The organism is Oceanisphaera pacifica (genome assembly GCF_017498065.1).
Taxonomy (GTDB): domain Bacteria; phylum Pseudomonadota; class Gammaproteobacteria; order Enterobacterales; family Aeromonadaceae; genus Oceanimonas; species Oceanimonas pacifica.
Window position 1 is genome coordinate 18,400 of the sequence record NZ_JAGDFX010000006.1, and the last position, 25,039, is coordinate 43,438.

Annotated in this window: 22 protein-coding genes; 9 read left to right on the forward strand and 13 right to left on the reverse strand. The window is 46.1% G+C overall.

Annotated elements, in window-relative coordinates; translation table 11 throughout:
• Positions 1 to 125: 125 nt before the first annotated feature.
• Both J3U76_RS06115 and J3U76_RS06120 read right to left on the reverse strand, forming a co-directional pair.
• Positions 126 to 2,324 (reverse strand): heavy metal translocating P-type ATPase, encoded by a 2,199-nt coding sequence (locus tag J3U76_RS06115; RefSeq protein ID WP_208005046.1) that lies wholly within the window; start codon positions 2,322 to 2,324, stop codon positions 126 to 128.
• A gap of 49 nt (positions 2,325 to 2,373) precedes the next feature.
• Complete coding sequence (locus J3U76_RS06120) at positions 2,374 to 3,297, reverse strand: LysR family transcriptional regulator ArgP (protein ID WP_208005047.1); 924 nt, start codon at positions 3,295 to 3,297, stop codon at positions 2,374 to 2,376.
• 110 nt (positions 3,298 to 3,407) lie between these two features.
• Between J3U76_RS06120 and J3U76_RS06125 the strand changes: the two genes are divergently transcribed.
• On the forward strand, positions 3,408 to 4,031 hold the full coding sequence (locus J3U76_RS06125; RefSeq protein ID WP_208005048.1) for a LysE/ArgO family amino acid transporter: 624 nt from the start codon (positions 3,408 to 3,410) through the stop codon (positions 4,029 to 4,031).
• A gap of 76 nt (positions 4,032 to 4,107) precedes the next feature.
• On the opposite strand, the gene J3U76_RS06130 is transcribed toward J3U76_RS06125, so the two are convergent.
• The 3 genes from J3U76_RS06130 to J3U76_RS06140 all read right to left on the reverse strand — a co-directional run bounded on the left by J3U76_RS06130 (position 4,108) and on the right by J3U76_RS06140 (position 7,527).
• Positions 4,108 to 5,376, reverse strand: coding sequence for an O-acetylhomoserine aminocarboxypropyltransferase/cysteine synthase family protein (locus J3U76_RS06130; protein WP_208005049.1), 1,269 nt, complete (start codon positions 5,374 to 5,376; stop codon positions 4,108 to 4,110).
• A gap of 68 nt (positions 5,377 to 5,444) precedes the next feature.
• Positions 5,445 to 6,812, reverse strand: a complete 1,368-nt coding sequence (locus J3U76_RS06135) for an ATP-binding protein (protein WP_208005050.1) — start codon at positions 6,810 to 6,812, stop codon at positions 5,445 to 5,447.
• Positions 6,802 to 7,527 carry a response regulator gene (locus J3U76_RS06140; RefSeq protein ID WP_208005051.1) on the reverse strand — a complete coding sequence of 242 codons (726 nt, stop codon included), beginning with the start codon at positions 7,525 to 7,527 and terminating at the stop codon, positions 6,802 to 6,804. Before J3U76_RS06140 ends, J3U76_RS06135 begins: the two co-directional genes overlap by 11 nt.
• Before the next feature lie 198 nt (positions 7,528 to 7,725).
• On the opposite strand from J3U76_RS06140, the gene J3U76_RS06145 reads away from it, so the two are divergent.
• Positions 7,726 to 8,205: a hypothetical protein gene (locus J3U76_RS06145; RefSeq protein WP_208005052.1), complete on the forward strand. Its 480-nt coding sequence runs from the start codon at positions 7,726 to 7,728 to the stop codon at positions 8,203 to 8,205.
• Positions 8,206 to 8,297: 92 nt separating this feature from the next.
• Here J3U76_RS06145 and asnC read toward each other — a convergent pair whose 3' ends face one another.
• Positions 8,298 to 8,771, reverse strand: coding sequence for a transcriptional regulator AsnC (gene asnC / locus J3U76_RS06150; protein WP_208005053.1), 474 nt, complete (start codon positions 8,769 to 8,771; stop codon positions 8,298 to 8,300).
• 138 nt (positions 8,772 to 8,909) lie between these two features.
• On the opposite strand from asnC, the gene asnA reads away from it, so the two are divergent.
• On the forward strand, positions 8,910 to 9,902 hold the full coding sequence (gene asnA, locus J3U76_RS06155) for an aspartate--ammonia ligase (protein WP_208005054.1): 993 nt from the start codon (positions 8,910 to 8,912) through the stop codon (positions 9,900 to 9,902).
• A 78-nt stretch (positions 9,903 to 9,980) separates the two neighbouring features.
• Here asnA and J3U76_RS06160 read toward each other — a convergent pair whose 3' ends face one another.
• From J3U76_RS06160 to J3U76_RS06185, 6 genes are all read right to left on the reverse strand, one after another.
• Positions 9,981 to 10,388: a CBS domain-containing protein gene (locus J3U76_RS06160; protein WP_208005219.1), complete on the reverse strand. Its 408-nt coding sequence runs from the start codon at positions 10,386 to 10,388 to the stop codon at positions 9,981 to 9,983.
• A gap of 272 nt (positions 10,389 to 10,660) precedes the next feature.
• Positions 10,661 to 11,857 carry a transporter gene (locus J3U76_RS06165; protein WP_208005055.1) on the reverse strand — a complete coding sequence of 399 codons (1,197 nt, stop codon included), beginning with the start codon at positions 11,855 to 11,857 and terminating at the stop codon, positions 10,661 to 10,663.
• A 30-nt stretch (positions 11,858 to 11,887) separates the two neighbouring features.
• Positions 11,888 to 12,622, reverse strand: a complete 735-nt coding sequence (locus J3U76_RS06170; RefSeq protein WP_208005056.1) for a hypothetical protein — start codon at positions 12,620 to 12,622, stop codon at positions 11,888 to 11,890.
• 7 nt (positions 12,623 to 12,629) lie between these two features.
• Positions 12,630 to 13,316 (reverse strand): C39 family peptidase, encoded by a 687-nt coding sequence (locus tag J3U76_RS06175; protein ID WP_208005057.1) that lies wholly within the window; start codon positions 13,314 to 13,316, stop codon positions 12,630 to 12,632.
• Between the two features lie 60 nt (positions 13,317 to 13,376).
• The gene (locus J3U76_RS06180; protein WP_208005058.1) at positions 13,377 to 14,474 is read right to left on the reverse strand and encodes a hypothetical protein; all 1,098 of its coding nucleotides are present in this window, start codon (positions 14,472 to 14,474) and stop codon (positions 13,377 to 13,379) included.
• A gap of 77 nt (positions 14,475 to 14,551) precedes the next feature.
• Positions 14,552 to 15,157, reverse strand: coding sequence for a hypothetical protein (locus tag J3U76_RS06185; protein WP_208005059.1), 606 nt, complete (start codon positions 15,155 to 15,157; stop codon positions 14,552 to 14,554).
• A 341-nt stretch (positions 15,158 to 15,498) separates the two neighbouring features.
• Here J3U76_RS06185 and J3U76_RS06190 point away from each other — a divergent pair, with 341 nt between their 5' ends.
• The 6 genes from J3U76_RS06190 to J3U76_RS06215 all read left to right on the forward strand — a co-directional run bounded on the left by J3U76_RS06190 (position 15,499) and on the right by J3U76_RS06215 (position 22,753).
• Positions 15,499 to 16,845, forward strand: coding sequence for a sigma-54 dependent transcriptional regulator (locus tag J3U76_RS06190; RefSeq protein WP_208005060.1), 1,347 nt, complete (start codon positions 15,499 to 15,501; stop codon positions 16,843 to 16,845).
• A gap of 112 nt (positions 16,846 to 16,957) precedes the next feature.
• Entirely contained in the window at positions 16,958 to 18,397 is a 1,440-nt protein-coding gene (locus J3U76_RS06195; protein WP_208005061.1) for a sensor histidine kinase, read from the forward strand.
• The gene (locus J3U76_RS06200; protein WP_208005062.1) at positions 18,390 to 18,869 is read left to right on the forward strand and encodes a hypothetical protein; all 480 of its coding nucleotides are present in this window, start codon (positions 18,390 to 18,392) and stop codon (positions 18,867 to 18,869) included. Before J3U76_RS06195 ends, J3U76_RS06200 begins: the two co-directional genes overlap by 8 nt.
• A gap of 5 nt (positions 18,870 to 18,874) precedes the next feature.
• Positions 18,875 to 20,224, forward strand: a complete 1,350-nt coding sequence (locus J3U76_RS06205) for a sigma 54-interacting transcriptional regulator (RefSeq protein WP_208005063.1) — start codon at positions 18,875 to 18,877, stop codon at positions 20,222 to 20,224.
• A 53-nt stretch (positions 20,225 to 20,277) separates the two neighbouring features.
• Complete coding sequence (locus J3U76_RS06210) at positions 20,278 to 20,739, forward strand: hypothetical protein (RefSeq protein ID WP_208005064.1); 462 nt, start codon at positions 20,278 to 20,280, stop codon at positions 20,737 to 20,739.
• Between the two features lie 58 nt (positions 20,740 to 20,797).
• Complete coding sequence (locus J3U76_RS06215) at positions 20,798 to 22,753, forward strand: DNA topoisomerase III (protein ID WP_208005065.1); 1,956 nt, start codon at positions 20,798 to 20,800, stop codon at positions 22,751 to 22,753.
• 458 nt (positions 22,754 to 23,211) lie between these two features.
• On the opposite strand, the gene msrAB is transcribed toward J3U76_RS06215, so the two are convergent.
• Complete coding sequence (gene msrAB / locus J3U76_RS06220) at positions 23,212 to 24,972, reverse strand: bifunctional peptide-methionine (S)-S-oxide reductase MsrA/peptide-methionine (R)-S-oxide reductase MsrB (protein ID WP_208005066.1); 1,761 nt, start codon at positions 24,970 to 24,972, stop codon at positions 23,212 to 23,214.
• Positions 24,973 to 25,039 lie beyond the last annotated feature (67 nt).

Genomic DNA, 25,039 nt, shown 5'->3' on the forward strand with positions numbered 1-25,039 from the left:
AGATCTGAAAGGACTCATTTATGGTAAGACTAAACTCAACTCCTAAACGAGGGGGCCTTACCATTAAAAGTTTTTCCGTGTCTTCCGTGGCCACTATTGCTTTAGCTCTGAATCCCCTCATGTTCTCATTTTGCTTTAAATCCCAACAACCTTAATGCATTTAGTGTTACCAGCGCGGTGGCACCCGTGTCGGCTAAAATTGCCAGCCATAGGCCGGTAATGCCTAAGATACTGGTGACCAAAAAGATGGCCTTTAGCCCTAGCGCCAAGCTAATGTTTTGTCGAATATTACGATTGGCGGCGCGTGATAATAACACCGCATCTGCCAAGCCGGTTAAGCGACTGTGGGTAAGGGCGGCATCGGCGCTGTCGAGTGCGACATCTGTGCCTTGGCCCATGGCAATGCCAACGCTTGCCTGCTTAAGAGCGGGCGCATCATTAATGCCATCTCCCACCATGGCCAATGCGCCTGATTGTTCGAGCTGTTGTAGCTGAGTAAGTTTATCTTGTGGCGATAGCTGGGCTTGATAGTCAATCCCTAGCTGGTCGGCAATACGCTTGGCAGCAGCGTTATGATCGCCAGTTAACATCACACTATGAATACCCAGTGCGTTAAGGGCGCTAATGCCTGCTTTGGCATCGGTGCGCAGGGGATCACTTAGCGCAAATAAGGCGGCGAGTTGCTGATTGACCATTAAGGCGGCCAAGGTGTAACCCTCAGCTTTGAGTTGATGAATGCAAGCTTCTTGCTGGGCTGTTAACTGCGCCTTGGATACATGAGCGGGCGTGCAAATCATTAAGGGTTGGTTTTGCCATTCACTTTCGATGCCAGCACCGGGCAAGGTACGTTTAAACGCCAGTGATTCAGGCTTAATACCTTGCTCATCGGCGGCGGCCACTATGCTTTTCGCTAGGGGATGATGAGAGCCACTTTCTAATGCAGCGGCCAAGCTTAACACTTGTGATTCGCTAAATGGCGGATAGCAAATAAGTTGATGAAGCTGCGGCTTACCTTGGGTTAAAGTGCCGGTTTTATCAAAGGCCATGGTCTTGGTTTGACCAAGTTGTTCTAGTGCCGCGCCGCCTTTAATTAAAATACCCATGCGACTGGCGCTGGCCAATGCCGAGGTGACAGCGGCCGGGGTGGAGATCACTAAGGCGCAAGGGCAACCAATCAGCAATAACACTAGACCGCGATAAATCCAAGTTTCCCAGTCTGCAGCCATCAGCAAAGGGGGCATTAAGGCCACTAACGCTGCAGCTAAGATCATGGCTGGGGTATACCAGCGACTAAAGCGTTCAATAAAGCGGGCTATGGGGGCTTTGTTTGCTTCTGCGGTTTCAATTAAATGTAAAATTTTATCTATGGTGTTATTGCCTTGCTGAGAGGTCACCCGTACTCGCACTGCCACATCCACTAATAAGCTACCTGCGGTAAGGGTGTCGCCTTGCTGCTTATCAACCGGCACCGACTCCCCCGTTACGGCACTTTCATCAAACGCGGCCAGTTCACTTAATAAAACACCGTCTACGGGTAAGCGACCACCGGGGTGGACTTCTATTTCGTCATCGGGATTGAGCTGGTTGGCATCTACCGTCAGTATACCTTGAGCGGTGATTTTGCGTGCTTCATTGGGCACTAGCGCCATTAAAGCACTGACCCCAGAGCGTGCTTTATCGGCGGCGAGACTTTCTAACTGCTCACCGATCATAAAGAGTAATAACACCATGGCGGCTTCGGCGGTTTCACCCAGCAAGAGAGCCCCGCAAGCCGCGACTGTCATTAAGGTTTCAATAGAAAAAGGTGAGCCATTACGTGCCAGTCGCCACGCTTTATTACCAATTGGCCATAAGCCCCAAACGGTTGCCAATGTAAAGAGTACAGGGGCTAAAGGTGGCAATAGCCACAGGCTAGTACTGGCTAGCAGCAATAAGGTGACTAATATCAAAATGGCGTGATAGCGCTGCCACCAGGGTGTTTTGCGATAATCTGACGTTGCAGAGGTTTGTTCGCTGAGCGCGGTGAAGCCTATTGCATCAACGGCCTCCTCTACTTGCTGAGCTGTGGTGTCGGCGGATAAGCGTACGTGTAAGCGCTCTGTAACAAAGCGTACTTCGGCACTGAGTACGCCGGGCAAACGATGCAAGGCGGTCTCTATTTTTGCGGCACAGCTTGGGCAGTCCATGCCTTGAATGCGCCAAGCGTGAGACGCGCCTGCATGAAATTCATTATTGGTGGCCGCCTGCTCATTGACCTGTGTGATGTCATGATTACAGCAAGACTCAGTATGCTTAGTGTTAGCGTGATGACTGCACTGTCCCATGTTGTAGCACCTTATTTTAAGTAACTAATTTGAAGTAACTAAAGGCAGCTTAAACCATAGAGGTATCTCTAAGGTCAATAGGCGGCAGCGTTTGTTGAGCATATTCAATAAGGCGTAGCGATAAATCTTTATGAACCCCTCTTTCTAATAGCCAGCGGTGCCAATACAGTGGCTCTGTAAGTCGGCCTTGGGGGTAGAGCTCGATAAGCTTGCCTGTTTGTAAGTCTTGCTCGATCATGAGTTTGGGGATCAGACAATAGGCAGCGCCAGAGCGCGCAATAGCGACAAAGGCTTCGGCAGAGCGCACTGCATGGCAGGGGTAGTTACCCACAGGTAAGCCGAAATGCTGCTCTATATAGCGTGCATGCATGTCATCTCTTTGATCGAATGCCACCGCCGGTGCCTGTTGTAGGGCGGTTTGGCTCAAACCTTGGGCAAAGTAGCGCTGTTTAAATTCGGGTGTAGCAACCAATAAGTAATCCATTTGACCCAGTGCATCGCTACAACAGCCTGATGGAGACTCAGCGTGCAGACTTATGGCGCCAAACGCCTCGCCACGTGCGAGTCGTTCAAGGCTGCGAGATTCATCTTCAATCAGCAAGTTGAGCTCAATGGGGTGACTATGTAACAGCGGTGTAAGGGCGGGAATTAACCAAGTTGCGAGGCTGTCAGCGTTAGTGACAATAGTGACAGTGAGAGGCTTTTGTGGGGCATCAGGCAATAAATCTGCCATAACCGCGCTTTCTAGTTGGCTAACTTGACGATAATGCGCCAGTAGTCGGTGGCCTGCGTCTGTGAGGCGCAGAGGTTGCCCACGGATCAGTAAGGGTTGGGCTAATCGCAACTCTAGCTGCTTAATACGCTGAGAGACGGCCGACTGTGTTAGGTGCAGCGCGTGGGCGGCCCGTTCAAAGCTTTGCTCACTGACTACCTTATCGAATGCCGCCAACAGTTTATAATCCAGTTCGCTCATCTCTGTTCTTTATATTAATTTTTTTAAAGGTAGTTAAATTATATTAGTTTTACTTAACAGTGACGACTCTTTACTCTGCCGCTATTCAGGTAAATAAGGCGGCGCGAGTCATGATGTGTTGGTTACCTTGGGTGCAAGGTTTTACGCTGGGGGCGGGGTTGATTATTCCCATAGGCGCACAAAATGCGTTTGTGCTTAATCAGGGGATGCGCCGGCAATATCACCTATTAGTGGCGGCTATTTGTAGCGTATTTGATGTGTTGCTAATTAGTTTGGGGGTGTTTGGTGGTGGGGCTGTGCTGCAATCACACAGCCTATTATATTGGGGGGTGAGTATAGCTGGCATGGCATTTTTGTTGCTATACGGTGCACATTGTTGGCGTAGGGTGTTTCAGGCACAGCAAATTATGGCGCTAAATAGTCAGCAACGGGGGCTAAAAGCGGCCATTATCGGTGTATTAGCGGTCACCTTGCTTAATCCTCAGGTATATATTGAAACCGTGATGATTTTGGGTTCGGTAGGCGGTGGCTTGGCCAAATACGATAAATGGGCGTTCGCCATTGGTTGTTTTTGTGCCTCTTTGTTGTGGTTTTTTACGTTAGCGTTGGCCGCCTCTCGTATGAGTCACTGGTTAAACCGGCCGATAATACAAAAGGTAATGGATGGCGCCATTGGTACGCTTATGTGGCTACTCGCCGCTAAATTAGCGTTCGGCTTGTATGAGTACGCTTAAGCTTAAGCTGTGTTGAGTGTTGAGTTATAAAAAACTCAACACTCAACATTAAAAACTCAACACTCAGTGATTTGCATTAAGCGCTCAGTGCCCGTTCTAGATCGGCAATAATATCGTCGATATGCTCGATACCGATTGATAAACGGATCATCTCAGGCGTAACGCCGGCTTGAGCTTGCTCAGCTTCACTCATTTGACGATGGGTGGTGGAGGCGGGGTGGCAAGAGAGTGAGCGCGTATCACCAATATTCACTAAGCGCTTGATTAGCGCTAATGCGTCATAAAAACGCACACCTGCTTCATAGCCGTCTTTTAAACCAAAAGATAAAATAGCCGACGGCTTACCCTTCATATAACGCTGAGCACGCTCATAGTCGGGGTGATCTTTAAGGCCGGCGTAGTTGACCCACTTCACTTTGGGATGAGCTTGTAAAAACTCCGCGACTTTAAAAGTGTTCTCTACATGACGTTCCATGCGTAGCGGCAGGGTTTCTAGGCCTTGTAGTAGTAAGAAAGTATTCATGGGCGATAAGGCACTGCCGGTGTTGCGCAGTGGCACTGTGCGGGCACGAGCAATAAAGGCTGCAGGCCCAAAAGAGTCGGTATATACCACACCATGATACGCGGGCTCTGGGTTACTAAATTGCGGGAAGCGTGCTTTATGCTTCGCCCAATCGAACTTGCCGCTATCTACAATCATGCCACCCAGTGAGTTACCGTGACCGCCAATATATTTAGTGAGTGAATGCACGACGATATCGGCACCAAACTCAATGGGCTTGCATAATATGGGGCTGGCAACGGTATTATCGACCACTAATGGCACACCTTGGGCGTGAGCAACATCGGCAAGGCCTTGTAAGTCGGTGACATTACCTGCGGGGTTGCCGATACTTTCGCAGAATACTGCCTTGGTATTATCGTCAATCAGCTTGGCGATGGCCTCTGGGCTGGCATCTTCGGCAAAGCGCACTTCAATACCCATGCTGGGTAGCATGTGGGCAAACAGGGTATAAGTGCCGCCATACAGTTGTGGCGTGGTGACTATGTTGTCGCCATTTTGCGCTAAAGTAATTAACGCATAATGAATGGCTGAACTGCCCGCAGAAACGGCCAAACCGGCAATACCACCCTCTAATGCCGCAACCCGCTGCTCAATCACATCGTTAGTCGGGTTCATGATGCGGGTATAAATATTGCCAGGCACTTCTAAGTTAAATAAGTCGGCACCGTGTTGGGCGCTGTCAAACTCGTAAGCCACGGTTTGATAAATAGGCACGGCCACAGATTTAGTGGTGGGATCTGTGGTGTAACCGTGGTGAACGGCGAGGGTTTCGTCTTTCATAAAATACTGTCCTTGTGTGAGAGGTACTGCCCAATGTAGGAAGTTTCACTCTGCGTGTAAAGTCGACCTTAGCGAGGTAAGAATATTTGCGCCAATAAGCCGCCTTGGGGGTGATTGCTAAGTAGTAATTGACCGCCATGTTGATGAATAAGAGTGCGGGCGATAGCTAAGCCTAGGCCAATGCTGCCACCTTCTACGTTACGGGCTGAATCTAAGCGAATAAAAGGCTTAAATACCTCGGCTAGCTGATCGTCAGCGATACCGGGGCCAAAGTCGCGAATATTGATCTGAATTTGCTCATGTGTGGCACTTAAGCTTGTCTCCACTTTGTCACCATACTTTACTCCATTATCGAGTAAGTTTTGTAACGCTCGGCGCAATGCGGTTGACCGGCCGCGATAGAGTATGGTGTCTTGCGCCGTTAATACGACTGAGTGGCCGTTATCTTGTAAGTCATCACACACACTTTGCAACAAGCTGGTTAAGTCTAAGTTGTTTATGGGTTCGGCAAGGCCATCTTCACGGGCAAATTGTAAGGTGGCATTAAGCATTTGCTCCATTAACTTAAGGCTTTGTTGTATTTTTTGTTTGTCTTCTCCGTCGGGGAGAAACTCACAACGCAGTTGTAAGGTAGTTATCGGGGTGCGCAAGTCATGAGAAATGGCTGCCAGCATGTGAGTTCTGTCCGACACAAATCGATCGAGCCGGTTTTGCATGCGATTAAAGGCACTGAGGGTGTCACGAATTTCTCGCGGCCCGCTTTCGTTGATCGGCTCCGGTTTATCACCGCGGCCCAAGCGTTCTGCTTGTAGGGCTAACTCGTTTAAAGGGCGAGTGGTGCGCTGTAATAGCCAGATCATTAATCCCGCGAGTAAGGCGGCTAGCACAATAAAAGAGAGTACGGCTTTAGCCGACCAACCGGGAATATCACTGTCTGTTAGTGAGGTAAAGCTTAGCCAGCGACCATCATTTAACTCTATGCCGCCTTGTAAGCGAATATCGGGTCTAGCAGAAGGGTGACGGTGGCGAGGAAAATTACGCGGCGAGTGATGACTTCTAGAGGCTTTGTGCTCTACGTTAATATGAATGGCGCGCTGCTTGGGGTAGCCGAGTTTGCTACGCACTATATGTTCAAACCGTGCACTGCGCTCATTGGATGTGGGCCGGGAATTATTAATATTAAGGCGCAGGGTTTCGCTGCGGCTGGCGCGCAAAATTTCATTATGTAAGGCAGGAGGTGCTTGGTTTAATAGCCGTGTGACAGAGATCAAGCGCTGCAAGGTAAAGCGACTATTCACCAAGCCTAAGGTTTCCTCTCGCTCCATACGATAAATTTGGATACCTACCAGCTGGATCAGGACTAAGGCCAACAGCGCCACCATAATCACTTGTCCGGTGAGGCTACTCAGCCAAAAGCGTAGTCGTTTAATTCCCATGGCGCACATCGGTCACCAGCATATAGCCACCCCCCCAAATGGTTTTAATTAATTGTGGTTGCTTAGAGTCGCGTTCTAACTTGCGCCTGAGCCGACTGACTAAGGTGTCGATGGCGCGATCAAAGGCTTGGGCTTCTCGGCCGCGGGCCAAATCCAGTAATTGGTCGCGACTGAGTACATGGTGTGGGTGCTGGGTAAATACCCGTAATAAGTCGAACTCGGCCGTGCTTAAGCTTACGGTTACGCCTACATCATCACGCAGCTCACGGCGAGCAAGATCTAAGCGCCAACGATCAAAGTGCAGGTGCTGTACTTCTTCGGGTGTGATGGGCACGCCAGCCATAGGTTGCCGTCTTAATACTGCCTTAATACGGGCGAGTAGCTCGCGTGGGTTAAACGGCTTGGGTAGGTAGTCATCGGCGCCCATTTCTAATCCCACTATACGGTCTGTTTCTTCACCGACTGCGGTAAGCATAATAATGGGTACCTCATTGCCTTGACCGCGCAGTTCACGACACAAAGTCAGGCCGTCATCACCGGGTAACATGAGATCGAGAATAATCAAATCAGGTTCTTGATGGCTTAAATGCTGGCGCATTGCATGCCCGTCGGGCACGGCTTGTACCTGATAACCGTGCTGCTCTAAAAAGCGAGTTAAGAGACTGCGAATTTCGCTGTGATCATCCACCACTAATAATTGTTTGCCGCTACTCATCTGTTGCCCTCTTTGTGATTACTTAACCAGTATAAGCGGCTTAGCTGCAAAAATGATGTCAAAGTATGGCAAGGTACCAATGCGTGACACTTTGTCACAATAAAGTGATTAGCTGACACAGTTTGCTGACAACAGCTTGCTTTAATAGAGTGACTGACATCCTAAACCGTAAGTCCACTCCTTGTTGAGGTTATTATTATGAAGATGAAATATAGCGCACTATTACTTGCCACTAGCTTGCTGGCTGCCCCTGCATTAGTGAATGCCGAAGGCCAAGGGGAACAAAATAGAGGCCATCATGGTCAACATTCGCAAATGAAAGACGGCTGTGAAATGGGCCATAAAGGCATGCATAAATCCGGTTATCACGGAAAGCGTCATCACGGCATGGGTGGACATATGATGGACGCAGAGCGTTTCGAAAAATATCTTGAAAAGCGCTTAGATAAGTTAGAAACCCCAGATTTAAAAGCACAGTTTATTGCCAGCTATCAAGCGCGCTTGGCATCAGCTGAGCAGAGCATGCTGTTGCGTAAATTAATGGCAGAGCATAAAGCGGAGCAAATAGAAAATAAAGAGCTTAAAGCAGCGACCCTTGAAAAAGTTACTGCCGAACATAAGCTTAAGCAGCTGCGTATTAAGCAAATGCAAGACTTGCTGACTGACGCTAACAAATAAAGTATTAAGCGCCCAGCGCCTTGGGTTAAGAATAAAGGGCGAGAAAAGTCCCGGGGTACACGGCTTCGGGACTACCTCCCTGAACGCTGGGCCTAAGGCGTAACGTCTTTGTTGATGGGCTGCTGTAAGGAGATCAGGGTTTCGGTGGACTGTATTTCATCGATCACTTGGATTTTATTGACCAGCACTTGCTGTAACTCGTCAATAGAGCGGGTCATTATCTTGATAAACACATTGTAGTGACCTGTGGTGTAGTAAGCTTCTACGACCTCCGTTAGCTGCTCTAGTTTGGCGAGTGCCACTGGGTAATCGCGGGCACTTTTTAGAATAATGCCAATAAAGCAACACACATCATAACCTAGCTTTTTAGCATTCACTTGCACGTGAGTGCCTTCAATAATTCCTGCCTGTTTCATTTTTTCGACCCGCACATGAATAGTGCCAGGGCTCACCGCAAATCGCTTGGCTAGTTCGGCATAGGGCGTGCGCGCATTCTCCATTAATGCCATGAGAATGGATTTATCTAGATTGTCGATTCGATAATGTGCGTCGCTTTTCTCAGTCATTTTTTGTGTTTTCCTTAAAATTAAGTCATTTTTTTAATTAATTTAAACCGATGTGGGAGTTTTTTCTATGTAATATTGAATTAAGTTGGGTTTTGTCTGATTATTTAATAATACTAACTAGCAACCTAGGTGAATGACATGAAGCAATCCTATATTGAACGCCAACGCCAAATCCGCTTTGTGCGGGAGTATTTTTCTGATCAGCTGGCGCAAAAGCTCAATTTATTGGAAGTGCAGGCTCCCATTCTTAGCCGCCTAGGTGATGGTATGCAAGATAACCTTTCTGGCTCAGAAAAAGCGGTGCAGGTAAAAGCAAAAGCTATACCGGGCTCGGTATTTGAAGTAGTGCACTCGTTAGCCAAATGGAAACGCCACACCCTAGCACGTTTCGAGTTTACTCCCGGTGAGGGCATTTATACCCATATGAAAGCGCTGCGCCCAGATGAAGATAACCTCAGCCCCATTCACTCTGTGTATGTGGATCAGTGGGATTGGGAACAAGTAATGTCGGCGCAAGAGCGCAATGTTGATTTTTTAGTGCGCACTGTGGAACAAATTTACGACGGCATCAAAAAAACAGAACTGGCAGCAGCAGGTGAGTTTGGTTTAACGCCTTTTTTGCCTGATCATATTCATATCTTACATGCCGAAGAGTTACTTACCCGTTATCCTGATTTAGATGCCAAAGGCCGTGAGCGAGCGGTTGCCAAAGAATTTGGGGCGGTATTCTTAATCGGCATTGGCTGTGAATTAAGCCACGGTGAGAGCCACGATGTGCGCGCGCCAGACTACGATGACTGGTCCACCCAGGGTAAAGAGGGCTTATGCGGCCTAAACGGTGATATTTTGGTGTGGAACCCCATCTTAGAAAATGCCTTTGAGTTATCTTCTATGGGCATTCGGGTTGATCAAGACGCGCTTAATCATCAGCTGGCGCTAACCGGCCAAGAAAGCCGAGCGAGTCAAGAATGGCACCAAGCTTTGCTAGCCGGAAAGCTACCACAAACTATTGGCGGCGGTATTGGCCAGTCACGCTTAGTCATGTTGTTATTGCAGCTGTCACACATAGGTCAGGTGCAATGTGGTATTTGGCCAGCTCAATTACACGAGTCAGTAGCAGAATTACTGTAAGCCGAATAAAAATCGCCACAAAAACGGGAACCATGGGTTCCCGTTTTTTGTTGTATGCTCGCTTATAGCTGCAAGCGGTTAGTAGCTAATAGTACAGGTTTGTAATTTTTCGTTAAGAAACTGCATCACTTGATGGCGGGTGACCATACCCACCACTTTATTATCTTCTATTACCGGATATAGCTTAGGCTTAGCACCGCCCATTAAACGGGCGAGCTCAAACACATCGCTGTCGGGGGATACCGTTAGGGGCTCTTTATACATGATATCGTTAACGGTAACGCGGTTATCACAGTGATAGCTGGCCTTAACTAGAGTAGGAATACAGTCTTGTTCAGAAAAAAAGCCAATAATGTTGCGCTGGGTATTAACCACCGGCAGACCGCTTAAACCAGAAGATAAGAGCTTGTCTAACGCCTCTGTAATCGACATTTCAGCCGTTAGTAGAGGAATGCTGCGTCGCATAATTTCACTTACTGTTGCCATTGCCATTATGAATCTCCTTGTATGTGGCTTCTTCATGTAGATCATCTATAAGATCTACAGAAAAGACTGAAATTGAGTTTGCCATTATTTACAGGGTAAGCCAACTAGAGCCCAATATAAGAGACTCGTCACCTCTACACAGTATAGTGCACAGTGCAGAGAGTGACATAATGTATGGATGTTAAGGAATGTTGGTGCTTGGTAAAATGCCAGCTTTTGAGATGTATACACAAAATCTGGCACTCGCTATATTGATGCAGTTAACGCTTAGATTAAAAACGATAAGGGAAACGTACACCCACAACATAGTCTGGGGCATCTTGCGTTAGGCCTGCCGCCCAGTTGACAACCATAGAGAGACGATCATCAATGGCCCAAGTGACACCCATGCCCATGGTGGCTGAGTTACCACTAGAGCCTTGAACTTCGCTCAGGCTCTCTCCTTCAAAAGCTTGTTTTGCTTCACGGTTAAAGCTTTGATTAAAGTTTAGCGATAAGCTTAAGCGCTCACTAAGGGCAAAGGCCATGCCTAAGCCATAGCCGAAAGAATCACCTAATTGCACTTCACCGGGCTGATTACCGGCTGCTACAGAGATATCATCGAAGCTGTCTTTTAAATAATGGGTGTAATCGACGCTGGCAAATAAAATGGCAGGATCGACGGTTTTAACGGCAGAGAAGCCAGTTGATAGTCCCCATAAACCGGTGCCGGTGGCAAGTTCTGTGGGCACATCTAGGTTGGTATTGTCGTTAGGGGTATTAGGTATGCCAAAGGGGTCACGACCGGTGGGGGCTGTGACTCTGAAGTTCCAGACTAAGTCGGGCCGACTGTTGGTTTCAGTTAGTACTCGATAATAAACGGCAGCACTAATATCACCGATACTCCCGTCGCTTAAGCTATCGAATATTTTTACCGGCTTATCATTCTGACTAGCACCATCATCAGTCACGGTGTAGTCCATGTAGCGATAAACGTAAGGAACTCTTAATTCAGCTTGCCAGCGATCATTAATGGTATAGCGGCCGGTAAGATCAGCCGTCCACTGATGAGAACGAATACGGTCGGTATCGATTTTGCCAAGAAATATCGCATCGTAAACGACTAAGCCTTTCAATAAGAGTTGTTTACGATCGTAGTAAGCATAGCTTAAACCAAAGTCGAGACTAAATTTGCGATCAAACACATTGTGCTGCTCTATTAATAAATCTTCAGTTGAGCGACTGGGGGCAGGTGTGCGTCGTTCGCCACTTACACGGCCAGCCATATCTTGTGCGGTTGACTGTGGTTGACTGGCACTCAAGCGGTTTTGTAAGCGGTGTAGTTGCTGGTTTTGCTGAATAAGTTGCTGGCGCAAATTATCAAGCTGCTGTTGCAACAAAGCCTCTTCGGATCCCGAAGAGGCTTCTTGTGCGGCTAGTAAAGTAGAAAAGCTACTTAATATCACCAAGGTTATTCTGGTCTTTTTCATGCGCACTCCCTGCGTATAAAGTGATGGTGATTAGCGGATTCCCGTTGGTAGCTGCTGGCGTAGAGTATCTGCTAAATCAGTATAAGCAGCCATTTTATCACCAATATAAAACTTCGTCTGATTAGACAATAGCTTATTATTGTCAGTAATACGAAATTGTTGCACAAAACCTTTATTGCCTTGGTTGTTGCGCAGCCTTTGAGTAGAATTAACATTACCATTTTGGGATATGTATGACATGCCTAAGCCACTACTATTAACATCGTAACGCACTGTACCTTCGGGCAAGTTAAGTTGGTAATGCCCCTGTTTGAGCGTTTGCCCTTGCATTTTCATCTGACCGGGAATAAACATAAAGTCATTAATACCGGCGTTACCATTACCCGCAATTTGTGCGGCTTGTACCACGCCACTACCGTTAGGCAATATATTGTTAGCCCCAGCAGTGCTGGCATTATTGCTGGTCGCTGAGCCTGCACTACTATAGGTATTTATTTTAACAGGCTGCTTTTGGTTAAAGTTAACATTTACTTGCATACTATTCGTTATCATAGTGTTATTGGCGCCAGGGATCGTCGTAATAAATTCGATACCAAAATAATGAGAACGGGCATTAGCAGCAACAAACTTACCGCGCTGTGCACCCAATACCTCATCACTTAATTGCACACCTATTATATTATTATTAAATAAGCTGGGTGTTTCAGCTGCCTGCACTAATCCTACACTAGATATTAATGCTAATAGTCCGACGATTTGTTTCATGTTCGCCTCACAATAAATCTTTATAGTTGAATCCAAATTCCATTAAAGCGGCATCTGATACAGGAACGAAGCGTCCGTCTCTACCTCTTGCTGTTAATGGGGGAGAAGGGTTAGCTAAAATAGAATGCTTGTTATAATTATCACCGACAATTGCCAATATTATATTATTCCAACCCGCTAAAAACTCATCCATTTCTACAATTTGATTTCCTAAAGCAGGATCAGCTAAATAAACGCGGTTTTCACTGTCAATAGTTTTTAATACAACAAAGTGGTGAAAACCTTTAATGTTTAATAATACAATAGAGGGAATGGTTATTTGGTTAATGTCTTCTGCTGACACTTTAAAACCCTTTGCTTGCATACCAAGCATTTCCACATAGTTTTTCATGTCTAACATAGAAAAACCATATTGAGCAACTAGCTCAGGATCCGACATAGCTAGCATGCCATCCATAACCCATTTTTCTTTAGTAGGAACGTTATATGAGTATTTTAATATAGTTGCTACTGAGGCTGCACCACAGCTAAAATCAGTTTGCTGTTTTTCTACACCTATAAATCGACGTTCCGCTAAACTGATTACTTTTTTACTTGAGCCGCCGACACCAGACACAATGCCTGTCATATTAAGATTAGCAGCTGAAGTTGAATATGAAAGGAAGAGTAATAGGCTAGTCAAGAGTAGCTTCATTACTGTTACCTCTAATTGAAGATAAAATAGCTCCGGATTTCTCCGGAGCTAACTCACTATTTAGAACTCACCACCAACACTTAATGCTAAGCTATTGCTTTGCAGGTTGTTAGTACCCGCTGCTACGTTAACGCCAACGTTACCAGACGCATTGTTCAACGAACCGCCGCTAAGTATGGCATTGTTAAAGTTAGTACGACCAGCAATGGTATTTACTGTAGTCATAGAACCTTTTAATGACACTTTACCTAAATCGATTGTACCGTCATCTTTAAATTCAAAATGTCCAGCTTTATCTGAGCTAGGATTATCACCGTTAGGAGTTAATGGTGAACCATCGAAGTCCATGTGGCCAACATACTCTTGAGCATCAGGGTGGTTGCCATTCTGACTACCACCAAGCCAGATTTCTGGATAAACATCGTTGCTTTGAATACTCTTTCCGCTATATGTACCGTCGACTTGACCTGACATTGAAATACCAATCTTTAACCCTTTATCAGTTTGCATCAAGGTTTCGTTACGGGTGTTGTTATTGGTTGCAGACTGAGAGTTATGCACGGTAGATACAGCTACATTAGCTCGGTCACTGTAAGATACAGCAAAGTTATTTGTTTGTACGTTACTATTACCTGCAGCTACGTTGGCACCTAAGTTACCGGCAGAATTATTGAGTGAGCCATTACCAACGGTCGCATTATTATGGTTACCTTCATTATGCGTATAGTTCTTATTAGCTGATTGAGAAGAGAAAATCTCTGCATCAATTGACGAACCACTCAGTAGCCCGAAGAGTGATGATTGATTTTCACCTACAGCAGTAAGGGCGGTATTGTTAGATTGTACGTTGTTGTCACCACCCGCGACGTTGACACCACTATTACCCGTTAATTTGTTTGCTGAATCATCTATTTTAGCGTTATTCGTATTACGAATGTTAACAACGTTATTGTTACTAGATTCTTGTTCGTTGTTAATTACTGCCATGCCTAATTGGTTAAAACCAATTTTACCTAGCATAAGACCTCCACCGTAATAATGCGTGGAGTTAGAAATATCTACACTTTTAGAAATTTCAACACCGCCTTCAGCGTTAGCGTACCCGCTTAAACCAAGCATAACGACTGTTGCTACTGGGGCTATAATGAATTTTTTCATTGTCTCTCTCCTTGAAAGCAATTTTTATTCTACAATTTACGACTTTTATTTAATAAGGTTGTTATAAATAATGTCGTTTATTGAATGGGCATAGATACCCGGTTTACTGCTATATTGCCACTCCCGGCAATCTGGTTTACTTGAATGGCACCGGTTGCGCCATTCAGTGAATTTTTGTCTAACTCTACTTTTTTTATACCATTGCTATTGTTTTTTTGATTGACTTGGCTGCTGTTTGGTATTGAGTTGGCGCTGAGTGAAATATCCGAAATAGCTTGCGCATTATCTCCAAAAGCAATGGTTATATCATTTAACTGAGTGTTTCCTGAACCAGAAGCTTGGTTAATAGCAATAATGCCGTGTGCATTATGCAGCGTGTTTTTACCTAAGCTAACGCTAGCATTACTATTGTTATTTAATTGTTGAGTTGATAATGTTGACTTAGATATTGCTTGAGCGCCTTTGCCAATAGCTATACTTCTGGTATTAGATTGAATGTTACTGTCACCTGCTGCCATATTAACACCAACTATACCAGTTACATTATTCAGTGTGTTAGGTTCAACATGACTAATATTTGGATACAAGTTATTGGCAGCCACATTAAATGACAGAAACAGTAATGTTGCTGTCGTGTAGTGCATTGCACTTGTGGTTACTTTTATGGCGCTATCCTTAGTCATGCCATGCTCCCTGTATCATATAAAGTAGGTGACATTTGTTAATACTGTATAAAAGGTAGCAAAAGCCAGGCCAACTTTTAAGTTGTTGATATATTTGATTTTTTATTTTTCAATGAAATTCATTAGTCTCACTTAAGAGACACCATTTGCTTAGGTGTAAAATAATTCCTTACTAAACAATAGCTTAACTTTAGTTCTCAGTTTTGTTGCCCATTATCAAAAGTGAGACACAGGTGTTTATGCTCCCTTGCTGACTTAAATTAGAACGAGGGAGCCACCAAGCCGGCCGTTATCGTCTAGCCTTAGATAAACATTAACTGGATAGCGACAAGGAATAGCGCATGGGTGACAACATGGATGAGAGACGACAGAAGGGCCCCATTCTCTTTTTATGTCATAGTGATAGTGAAATTGTTAATGAAATTAGTAAGATGGAGTGGGGGATACACCACATTAAATATCTTACTCATTCACATTCTGACCCTTCGGTAATGAAAGAGGTTCAGGTGGGAGTGGTTGAGTTAAGTGAAGTCACCAATATGGATATGGTGGAGTTATTTGTTAGAACATATGCTAGCGTGTTTTGGGTGGCCATTGTTAGTAAGCCTTATTTAAGTAGTGATGCGGTACGTTATTTATTGAAAAACTACTTTTATGATTTTCATACCAGCCCCCCTGATTTTACGCGACTGCAGTATATGCTGGGTCACGCATTGGGGATGGCTAAGCTATGTGCCTCCCCCAAGCATACCGACACCGTCTTTGGCATTAACCACGGTATATTGGGGCAGAGTCAGTGTATGGAACACTTAAATCAGCAGCTAAAGAAATTGTCTCGTTGTCAGTTACCTGTTCTTATTACTGGTGAAAGCGGCACGGGTAAAGAGCTGGTTGCACAAGAATTACACAAAGGGTCTGAGTGTGCTCAGGGGCCTTTTATTCCTGTTAACTGTGGGGCTCTGCCTGCTCAATTAGTTCAGTCTGAGTTATTTGGCCACGAAAAAGGCGCCTTTACTGGCGCGACACAGCGCAAGATAGGTAGAGTGGAAGCGGCACATAATGGTTCTTTATTTCTTGATGAAATCGGTGACCTTCCGTTAGAAGAGCAAGTTAACTTATTGCGTTTTTTGCAAGAAAAAACCATTGAAAGGGTTGGCTCTCATCAATCTATTCACCTTAACGTACGTATTATTGCGGCAACACATGTGGATTTAGAAAAGGCTGTGCAAGAGGGGCGCTTTAGAGAAGATCTCTACTTTCGCTTGAATGTAATCCGTTTAAAAGTACCGCCATTACGTCAGCGAGGTGACGATGTTCTTTTATTGGCTAGAAGGTTTCTGCAACAGCAACAAGAAGGAGAAGGGGGAAGGTTGGACTTTTCTGAGCAGGCAGAAGTTGCCATGTTGCAGTATCGGTGGCCGGGTAATGTGCGAGAACTGCTTAACCGCGTGCAAAGAGCCTCTGTCATGGCTTCTGGGCGCTACATTCAGCCTGTTGATTTAGAAATAGAAGCAGGGCCACCTTCTACGGATGGAGAGTGCCTAAAAACGATTCGCGAAGAGGCTGAACGTGAAGCTCTATCCCGTGCACTTACTGAGTCTCACGGCAAGGTAAGCTCGGTGGCTAAGCAGCTCAATGTATCGCGAGCCACCTTATACCGATTATTAGATAAACACAGTTTATTATAGGTATGCTTGCTGCAATACTATATTGAACAGAAGCAGCTTGTTCACTCAATGGTCTGCGTTTCCCTCCATATTTGTTATCCTGCCACCTTATTACATAACAAGGTGTTGGATAATGTCGAATGCGACTAGGGGATTTGCCCCTCGCTCTTTGCTACGGCTAGTATTAGTGGCGTTTACCGTCGTCTTGTTGCCCTTGACTTTATTGGTCATTCAAAATGGTCGTAGCTTAGAGCGTGTCATTCTCTTGGCTCAAGATGGGGTAGAAAGTGCGGTGGTGGATACGCGTCGCGCATCGGATATGAACGATTTGGCGCTTGAGATGGAGCGAGCTATTCGCCGGTATGCGGTGCTAGAAAATCCGATGCTAAGAGAATCTTACCTACGATTATTAGAGCGTTATCGCCTAGAGTTAGAACAATTATTGTTGAGGATAGACGGTGGCGATTTAGGTGAGTCGTTACAGCATCAATTGGTGTATTTGGCTGATTTAGCGCAGGCAAACAATGAGCAAATTAGAGAGCGGGTAGTTATCTTTAATGCCTTTAATAGCACCACTTTAGCGCTAGATGCCTTAACTCGAGCGCAAATTGATGATCGTATTCAGCAAGAGCGTGAGCATGTTATTGTGATGCGCCAACAGCTTTGGATGCTGAGTGCGGCTTTAGGTGGGGCCAGCTTGCTGTTAGCGCTGCTATTTACTTATTTGATTATTCGTCCTGTACGGCAGCTAGAAAAACGTATTTTAAACTTAGGGGCCGGCGTGTACCCAGAGCAGGTGCCAATACGTGGGCCTGCCGAGCTGGTGGCCTTAGGTGATAAACTACATTGGCTGCACTTGCGCTTGTGTGAACTTGAAGCACAAAAGCTACAATTTTTACGCCATCTTTCTCATGAGTTAAAAACACCATTGGCAAGCCTACGTGAAGGGGCAGATCTATTAATGGAGCAGGTGACTGGGCCATTAAATACCGATCAGCAAGAAGTGTGTGAGCTCTTGGTGCATAACAGCTTTCGTTTACAAGAGCTGATAGAACAGCTGCTAGACTACAATCGCATCCAACAAGTTCAGGTGAATGAAGAGCCGGTAGCCGTGGAGCCTTTGTTAGAGCAGAGCCTAGCAGCGCATCGATTAACCATTGATAACAAAGCATTACAAGTGAGTGTGGAGCTAGTTGAAGCTTGCCCCCTTGCCGACAGCCATCGCTTGAAGTTGGTATTAGATAATTTAATCTCCAATGCCGTGAACTATGCCGATGTAGCTGGGGTATTACAGGTTAATGCCAAATTGAGCGAGCAAGATTATATATTGACCGTAGCAAACAGCGGACAGCCTATTCCCGAACAGGAACAAATGCGTATTTTTGAGCCCTTTGTTCAGGGATCTCAAGTAAGAAAAGGCGTGTTAAAAGGCTCAGGTATTGGGTTAAGTATTGCGCGCGAAGCCGCCGAGAATATGGGAGGAAAACTAATATTAAATACCCAAGTTACAGACTTGGTGTGTTTTGAATTACACCTCCCTCACAATAATAATACAGGAACAAAAGATGAATAAAGCAGGGTGTAGTGCGTTATTAGCACTGATGTTAGCCGGCTGTAGTATGCCTTTTCCACTGTTTCAACAAACAGAGTCTATTGATACTAAAGCGAACCAAAAAGCGCCTCATATGTCGTTACATGACTGGGTGCAGTTATCAGATAAAATGATGGCAAGTAATGATGGGCAGCGTCGATTAGCGCTGAACCAGCTAAAAAACAAACCGCTAGAGCAGGCCATATGGCTGAGCCACCCCAAAGCGTCACAGCATGAGCGCACACAAGCGCAAACGCTTTTTAAGAAAAATTTACCTAGCCTTGATACTAACAGCCAATCCTTCTTGGCGGTGTTTCAGGCATACAATGAAGCGCTACTGCAGCAACAGCGATACTTGGCTGAACGCCAACAACATATTAATAATCTCACACGGAAGTTGGATGAACTGGCGAATATTGACCAGCAAATTAACGAACGTAAGTTTCGAGAGTAAATACTATGAAACGTAAAGCCAGAATATTACTGGTAGACGATGATGTTAGTCTGTTAAAGCTGTTAGGTTTGCGCTTAAAAAGCGAAGGCTTTACGGTGGAAACCGCTGCAAGTGGCGCCGAGGCATTAGCCTGGCTTGAGCAAGAGCGCCCCGATTTGGTGCTCAGTGATTTGCGCATGGATGGCATGGATGGCCTTGCATTATTTGATCGTATTCAACGCCAACATGTGGGCCTGCCGGTGGTTATTATGACTGCTCACGGCTCTATTACCGATGCTGTTAGCGCCACCCGCTCAGGGGTGTTTGGTTTTTTAACTAAACCTATCGATAAAGAAGCGCTACGCAAAACCATTAATGAGGCGTTAGCGGTTTCATTACCGGCCATGGCGGATGATTGGCAGCAGCGTATTATGACACGCAGCCCGATTATGATTGCGCTACTCGAGCAGGCGCGTCGCATGGCGCCACTGGATATTAGCGTGATGCTCACCGGCCCCTCGGGCTCGGGAAAAGCCTTAATGGCACAAGCGCTGCACGAGGCGAGCCCACGTCAGGAATATCCGTTTATGGTGCTTAATTGCGGCGCCATGACAGAGCAGCTGTTAGAGTCTGAGTTATTTGGCCACGTTAAAGGTGCCTTTGCTGGCGCTACCTCAGATCACCCAGGGGTATTTTTAGCGGCTAAGGGCGGTAGTTTATTATTAGAAGAAGTAGGTGAGCTAACACCTAGGTTACAAAGTAAATTACTACAAGCCTTAGCGCAGCAAGAGGTGCGGCCGTTAGGCGCGACTCAGAGTAGTGCTACAGATGTGCGCGTCTTGTCTTCTACCAACAAAGACTTAGTAACAGCGATGGAGCAAGGGGAGTTTCGAGAAGACTTATTTTATCGCCTCAATGTGGTGAATTTGAATTTACCCAGTTTGCGAGAGCGAGCAGAAGATATTCCCTTATTAGCGCGCCACGCACTCGAGCAATTAAAAACACGCCAGTCAACGCAAGTTACCGGCTTTTCCCCCGAAGCTTTATCCATGTTGGCCGCAGCAGAATGGCCTGGTAATGTTCGCCAGTTATTAAATGTGGTTGAGCAAGCGGTGGCTATGGCCTCTGCCCCTGTGATTGCGCCACAATTGTTAGAAGGTATTTTGGCGGGTGCGGATGATCAATTTCCAACATTTAATGAAGCACGCGCCGAGTTTGAGCGCTTATATCTGCATAAAGTTCTGCGTATGACGGAAGGTAATGTCAGCCAAGCGGCCGGTTTGGCTGGGCGAAATCGCACCGACTTTTATAAGCTACTCGGCCGTCATGGCATAGAAGCAGGTACCTACAAAGAAAAACGCGCCCCTAAATCGTAAGGCGTTATAGGTTTTTTCAACAGTGATCAATCTAAGTAAACCGCGGAGTATAAATGGACAATAAAGCCTGGGCATTATGTTTTTTAGATGAAGGTGTCGCCCTCTCGGTGATCAGCCGTAAAGAAACCCGTTGCCAATGGCTGCAAGACGAAGAGCATGCTTACGAATGCTTGCTTAATGACTATGTACATTACGTTGCTGAGCTGGGTGAGCTAGACTCAGAGCAAACCGCAGCCGCTAAAGAGCGGTTTGCGTTATTAATGGAGCAATACCCAGAGCCAGAAGCGCTAACCGAATATATTAATGATTTAACCGTGGGGCTTACGCGCATTTTATGGTTTGGCCCTTTATCGGCATTGGCCGAAGATTACAGTGACTTTCCACTGGCACTGCGCGCTTACTATTGGCAAGAGTACGGTGAGGGAGATGAAGATCCGGTTACGCCCGTGATTGAAGACGATTGGATTTACTTAGTGGAGTCGATGGAAGACTTCTTACTGCAAGACGATTATTGATGTTAACAGGTGACAACTGCTAGTCTGTATCTATATACAGTTATTTTAAGTGTGCCTGATGATCCTCTATATAGCTGAAAAACCCAGTGTTGGCCGAGCCGTAGCTGATGTATTGCCCAAGCCCCAGAAAAAAGGGGAGGGCTTTATTACGGCCGCCAATGGTGATGTGGTAACTTGGTGCATTGGCCACTTACTTGAGCAGGCTGAGCCACAAGCATATAACCCCGATTTTAAAAAATGGCGCAAAGAGCACTTACCCATAGTGCCAGAAGTTTGGCAGCACACCGTAAAATCAGCCACTAAAAAGCAATTTACAGTCGTTAAAAAGCTGGTTAAACAAGCCGATGTATTAGTGAATATGGGGGATCCGGACCGGGTTGGACAGATACTGGTCGATGAAGTAATTAACTACTGTCAGGTGCCTAAAGCGAAACGTGCCGCCGCCCAGCGCTGTTTAATTAATGATATGAACCCCGAGGCGATTCAGCGCGCCCTTAATAACTTACGCCCTAATCGCGATTTTATTCCATTAGCCACTTCTGCCTTGGCTCGAGCTCGAGCTGATTGGCTCTATGGCATTAATATGACGCGCCTATGTACGTTACAAGGCCAAGCATCCGGTTACCAAGGCGTATTATCGGTTGGGCGGGTGCAAACTCCCATTTTAGGGCTGGTGGTGCATCGGGATCTTGAAATTGAGAATTTTGTCAGCAAGCCGTTTTATGAGGTATTTATTGAGCTAAAAACGGCAAATAATGATACTTACACTGCCAAGTGGAAGCCCAGTGCCGCCTGCGAGCCTTATATGGATGAAGACGGGCGTGTACTGTTAAAAAAGCTGGCCGACACCGTATTAAGTAAAGTGGTTGGTCAAACAGGTCAGGTGATGGCGGTAACTGAAAGCCTAAAAAAACAAGCGCCGCCCCTGCCTTACAATTTATCAGTATTACAAATAGATGCCGCTAAACGTTTTAATTTAACGGCGCAAAAGACCCTCGATATTTGTCAGCAGTTATATGAACGCCATAAGCTGGTTACCTATCCTCGCTCAGATTGTCGATATCTCCCTAATGAGCACTACCAAGATAAGTCGGCTGTGGTGCAAGGCATTAGCAAAACCTGTGGCACACTGGCTGAAGCGGTGAGCCATGCCGATCTCTCTCTTAAGTCTAAAGCGTGGAATGATGCGAAAGTGGGTGCGCACCACGCTATTATTCCGACTCGACGTGGCCTTGATAGCAGCCGGTTATCTCAAGATGAGCTAAAGATATATGAGCTGGTTGCAAGGCAATACTTGATGCAGTTTTATCCCGCCTTTCAATATCAAGAAAAACAGATTGATACCCAAGTGGCCGGTGGACTCTTTATTAGCCGGCAAAAAGAAGTAGTGCATCAAGGCTGGAAAGCGCTCTTTCCTGATCGCGGAGCAAAGAACAAGTCGGCTGGTGAAGACGCGGAGTTTTCGGCGATAAAACTACCGAATGTGAGTAAAGGTGAAAGCGTGACCTGTATTGATGGACGCTTAGATGAAAAGCAAACCAGCCCACCCAGACACTTTACCGACGCCACTTTATTATCAGCCATGACCGGCATTGCTCGGTATGTGAATGATCCTGAGATCAAAAAGGTGCTAAGAGACACAGATGGTTTGGGCACAGAAGCCACTCGGGCGGGCATTATCGAATTGCTGTTTAAGCGTGACTTTCTGATTAAAAAGGGCAAAGAAATCCACGCCACCGAAGTGGGGCGCCGGCTAATTTTATCATTGCCCGAGATAATGACGTTGCCCGATATGACGGCGCACTGGGAGTCTCAGTTAGAAGCAATAGCCGATAAGCGCATGAGTTATGGCCAGTTTATGAACCCTATGTTAGACGGATTAGCACAGCTGGTGCATCAAGTCAGTGATATAGCGTTTTCTGGATTAAAAGGTCACGGCAAGCCGTTTCGTAAAAAGCGCAAGCCCAGAGCGACGTCGAGTCCCCGGCGCCGCGCATCCAGCTCAACAAAGTGACTAAAGAGCTATCGGTAAGCGATCAGCTAACACACTCTATTTCTGTTGATACTCTGTTGGACGTCAAGGCTTTGCACTATATTGTTATGCGCCCTTATTTCGTCTTTGCCGCGACGTTGCACTCCTCGCAATGACCAAAGGGGGCGCTCTTGTTTTTCGTAGGGTCGAATTCATTCGACCGATTTTAAGCCGTGCCATGGTTTTTGTGCGAATAAATTCGCCCCTACAAAAGATCAAAACAAAAAAACACTGGTTTTGTTTTTTTCGTCAGGCGCTCAGCGTAAAGCGTATGGCTGCTTGTTAGATGGATTGCCGCGTCGTTGCACTCCTCGCAATGACCAAGGGGCGCTCTTGTTTTTCGTAGGGTCGATTTCAATCGAACAAAACCGGTCGAATAAATTCGACCCAACAAAACCAGCAAGCACTTACCATTAGTGGCACTTTCAGTACTATCGCTTCTAATCTTGCTTAATTAGCTCTACTAATGCGCCGTAACCGGATTGGGGCATCAAATCTAGCGGAATAAACTGCAAGGCCCCGCCGTTAATGCAATAACGTAAACCGCCTCTGTCTTTAGGGCCATCATTAAACACATGCCCTAAATGAGAGTCGGCCACGCGTGAGCGAATTTCAATACGCAGCATATTAAAGGCCCGATCTTCGTGTTCGGTAACCACCTGACTGGCAATGGGCTGGGTAAAGCTTGGCCAGCCACACTGGGAGTCGTACTTATCCGCTGATGAAAATAGCGGCTCACCGCTCACCACATCCACATAAATACCCGGGGCATATAGGTTGTCGTACTCGTGGCTATAAGCGCGCTCAGTGCCAGACTGTTGTGTGATATAGCGTTGTTCTTTGGTTAAGGTGCTTTTGTCAAAATTTTCATAACGTTGAGGGTTAAGTGCTTCAGTGATGTTAGTCGCAGATGCCAACTTAGCTGCGCTCGCTTGATCGGGAACGCTAGCCTGTTCTAGGGGGTCGTCGGCCAAGCTTAAATCAACGTGGCAGTAACCATTTGGATTTTTGGCCAGATAATCTTGATGGTACATTTCTGCTAAATAGAAGTGCTCTAAGGGCGCTTGTTCAACCACTATCGGCTCTGGGTATTTAGCCTGTTGTGCATTGGCCACTTGGGTGATTACGGCTTTATCAGCTGCGTCTGTATAGTAAATGCCAGAACGATACTGAATGCCGCGATCGTTGCCTTGTCTATTAAGACTGGTAGGGTCAATAATGCGAAAGTAATGCGTTAATACAGTGGCAAGCGATATTTTATCGGGATCAAAAGTCACTTTAACGGTTTCAGCATGTCCAGAGCCTCGGATCACTTGCTCGTAACTGGGGTTAGTTAAGTCTTTGTCGCCGTTGGCATAACCCGAAACAGCATCAACTATTCCATTAATACGCTCCATATAAGCCTCTACGCCCCAAAAACAACCGCCGGCAAGATAAATAGTGTGGGTATCAATAGGCTCACCTTGCTCATTGTAGTAAACCCCACTTTCAGCGGTGTCGCTAGCTGGCTGAGCGCTGCTATCGGCACTTGACGCCGTTACGGCTTGGGTGTTGCCATTAAAACGGCGTGAACTGTCTGCGGCGGCTGCAAATGCATACGCTTGTTGAGGCGTCATGTTACCTTTAATAAGCTGTACCAAATTGCCATTGTTATCCAATACTGCCCAGCTAGGATATACCTGCACCCCTAACTTCTTAATTAGCTCTCCAGAGGTGTCTGTTAGCACGGGTAGTTGTGGGTAATCTTGTTCAAGCACACTATACCAAGCATTAAACTTATCTGGCGCTTTCTCCCCTAAATGACCGGGGCTGGTGAGGGTAACTAGGTTGAGATCATTAAATTTAGCATCATTCACCCAAGTGTGGGTTTCTTCTAAAGTCGCTAAGCACAGCGGGCACCAACTTGCCCAAAACTTAACCAAGGTGGGCTTAGTCGAGTCAATCACAGCAGCTCCTGTCTCCCCTAGCCCTTGAGTCAGTTGCGGCAGTGTTTGTAACTGCTTAAGCATATCGGAGGGCAACATATCTCTAGAGCGGGTGATCCCTTGATTGGTGCTTGCGGCGGCTTGCGCTGTGTTTTGGTTAGTTTGTGCATTGCTTGCTTTATTGCAGCCAAACAAAAGGCTGGCGCTAACTAGGCCGATAGCGCTGGCTTTAGTGAGTGTATTAAGCCAAAGCAATGCTTTGTTTGTCTGTCCCATAAGGCATCCTTTATTCTAGTAAATGAATAAACTTATACAGAAATATGCTTGTTGTATAATATTATAT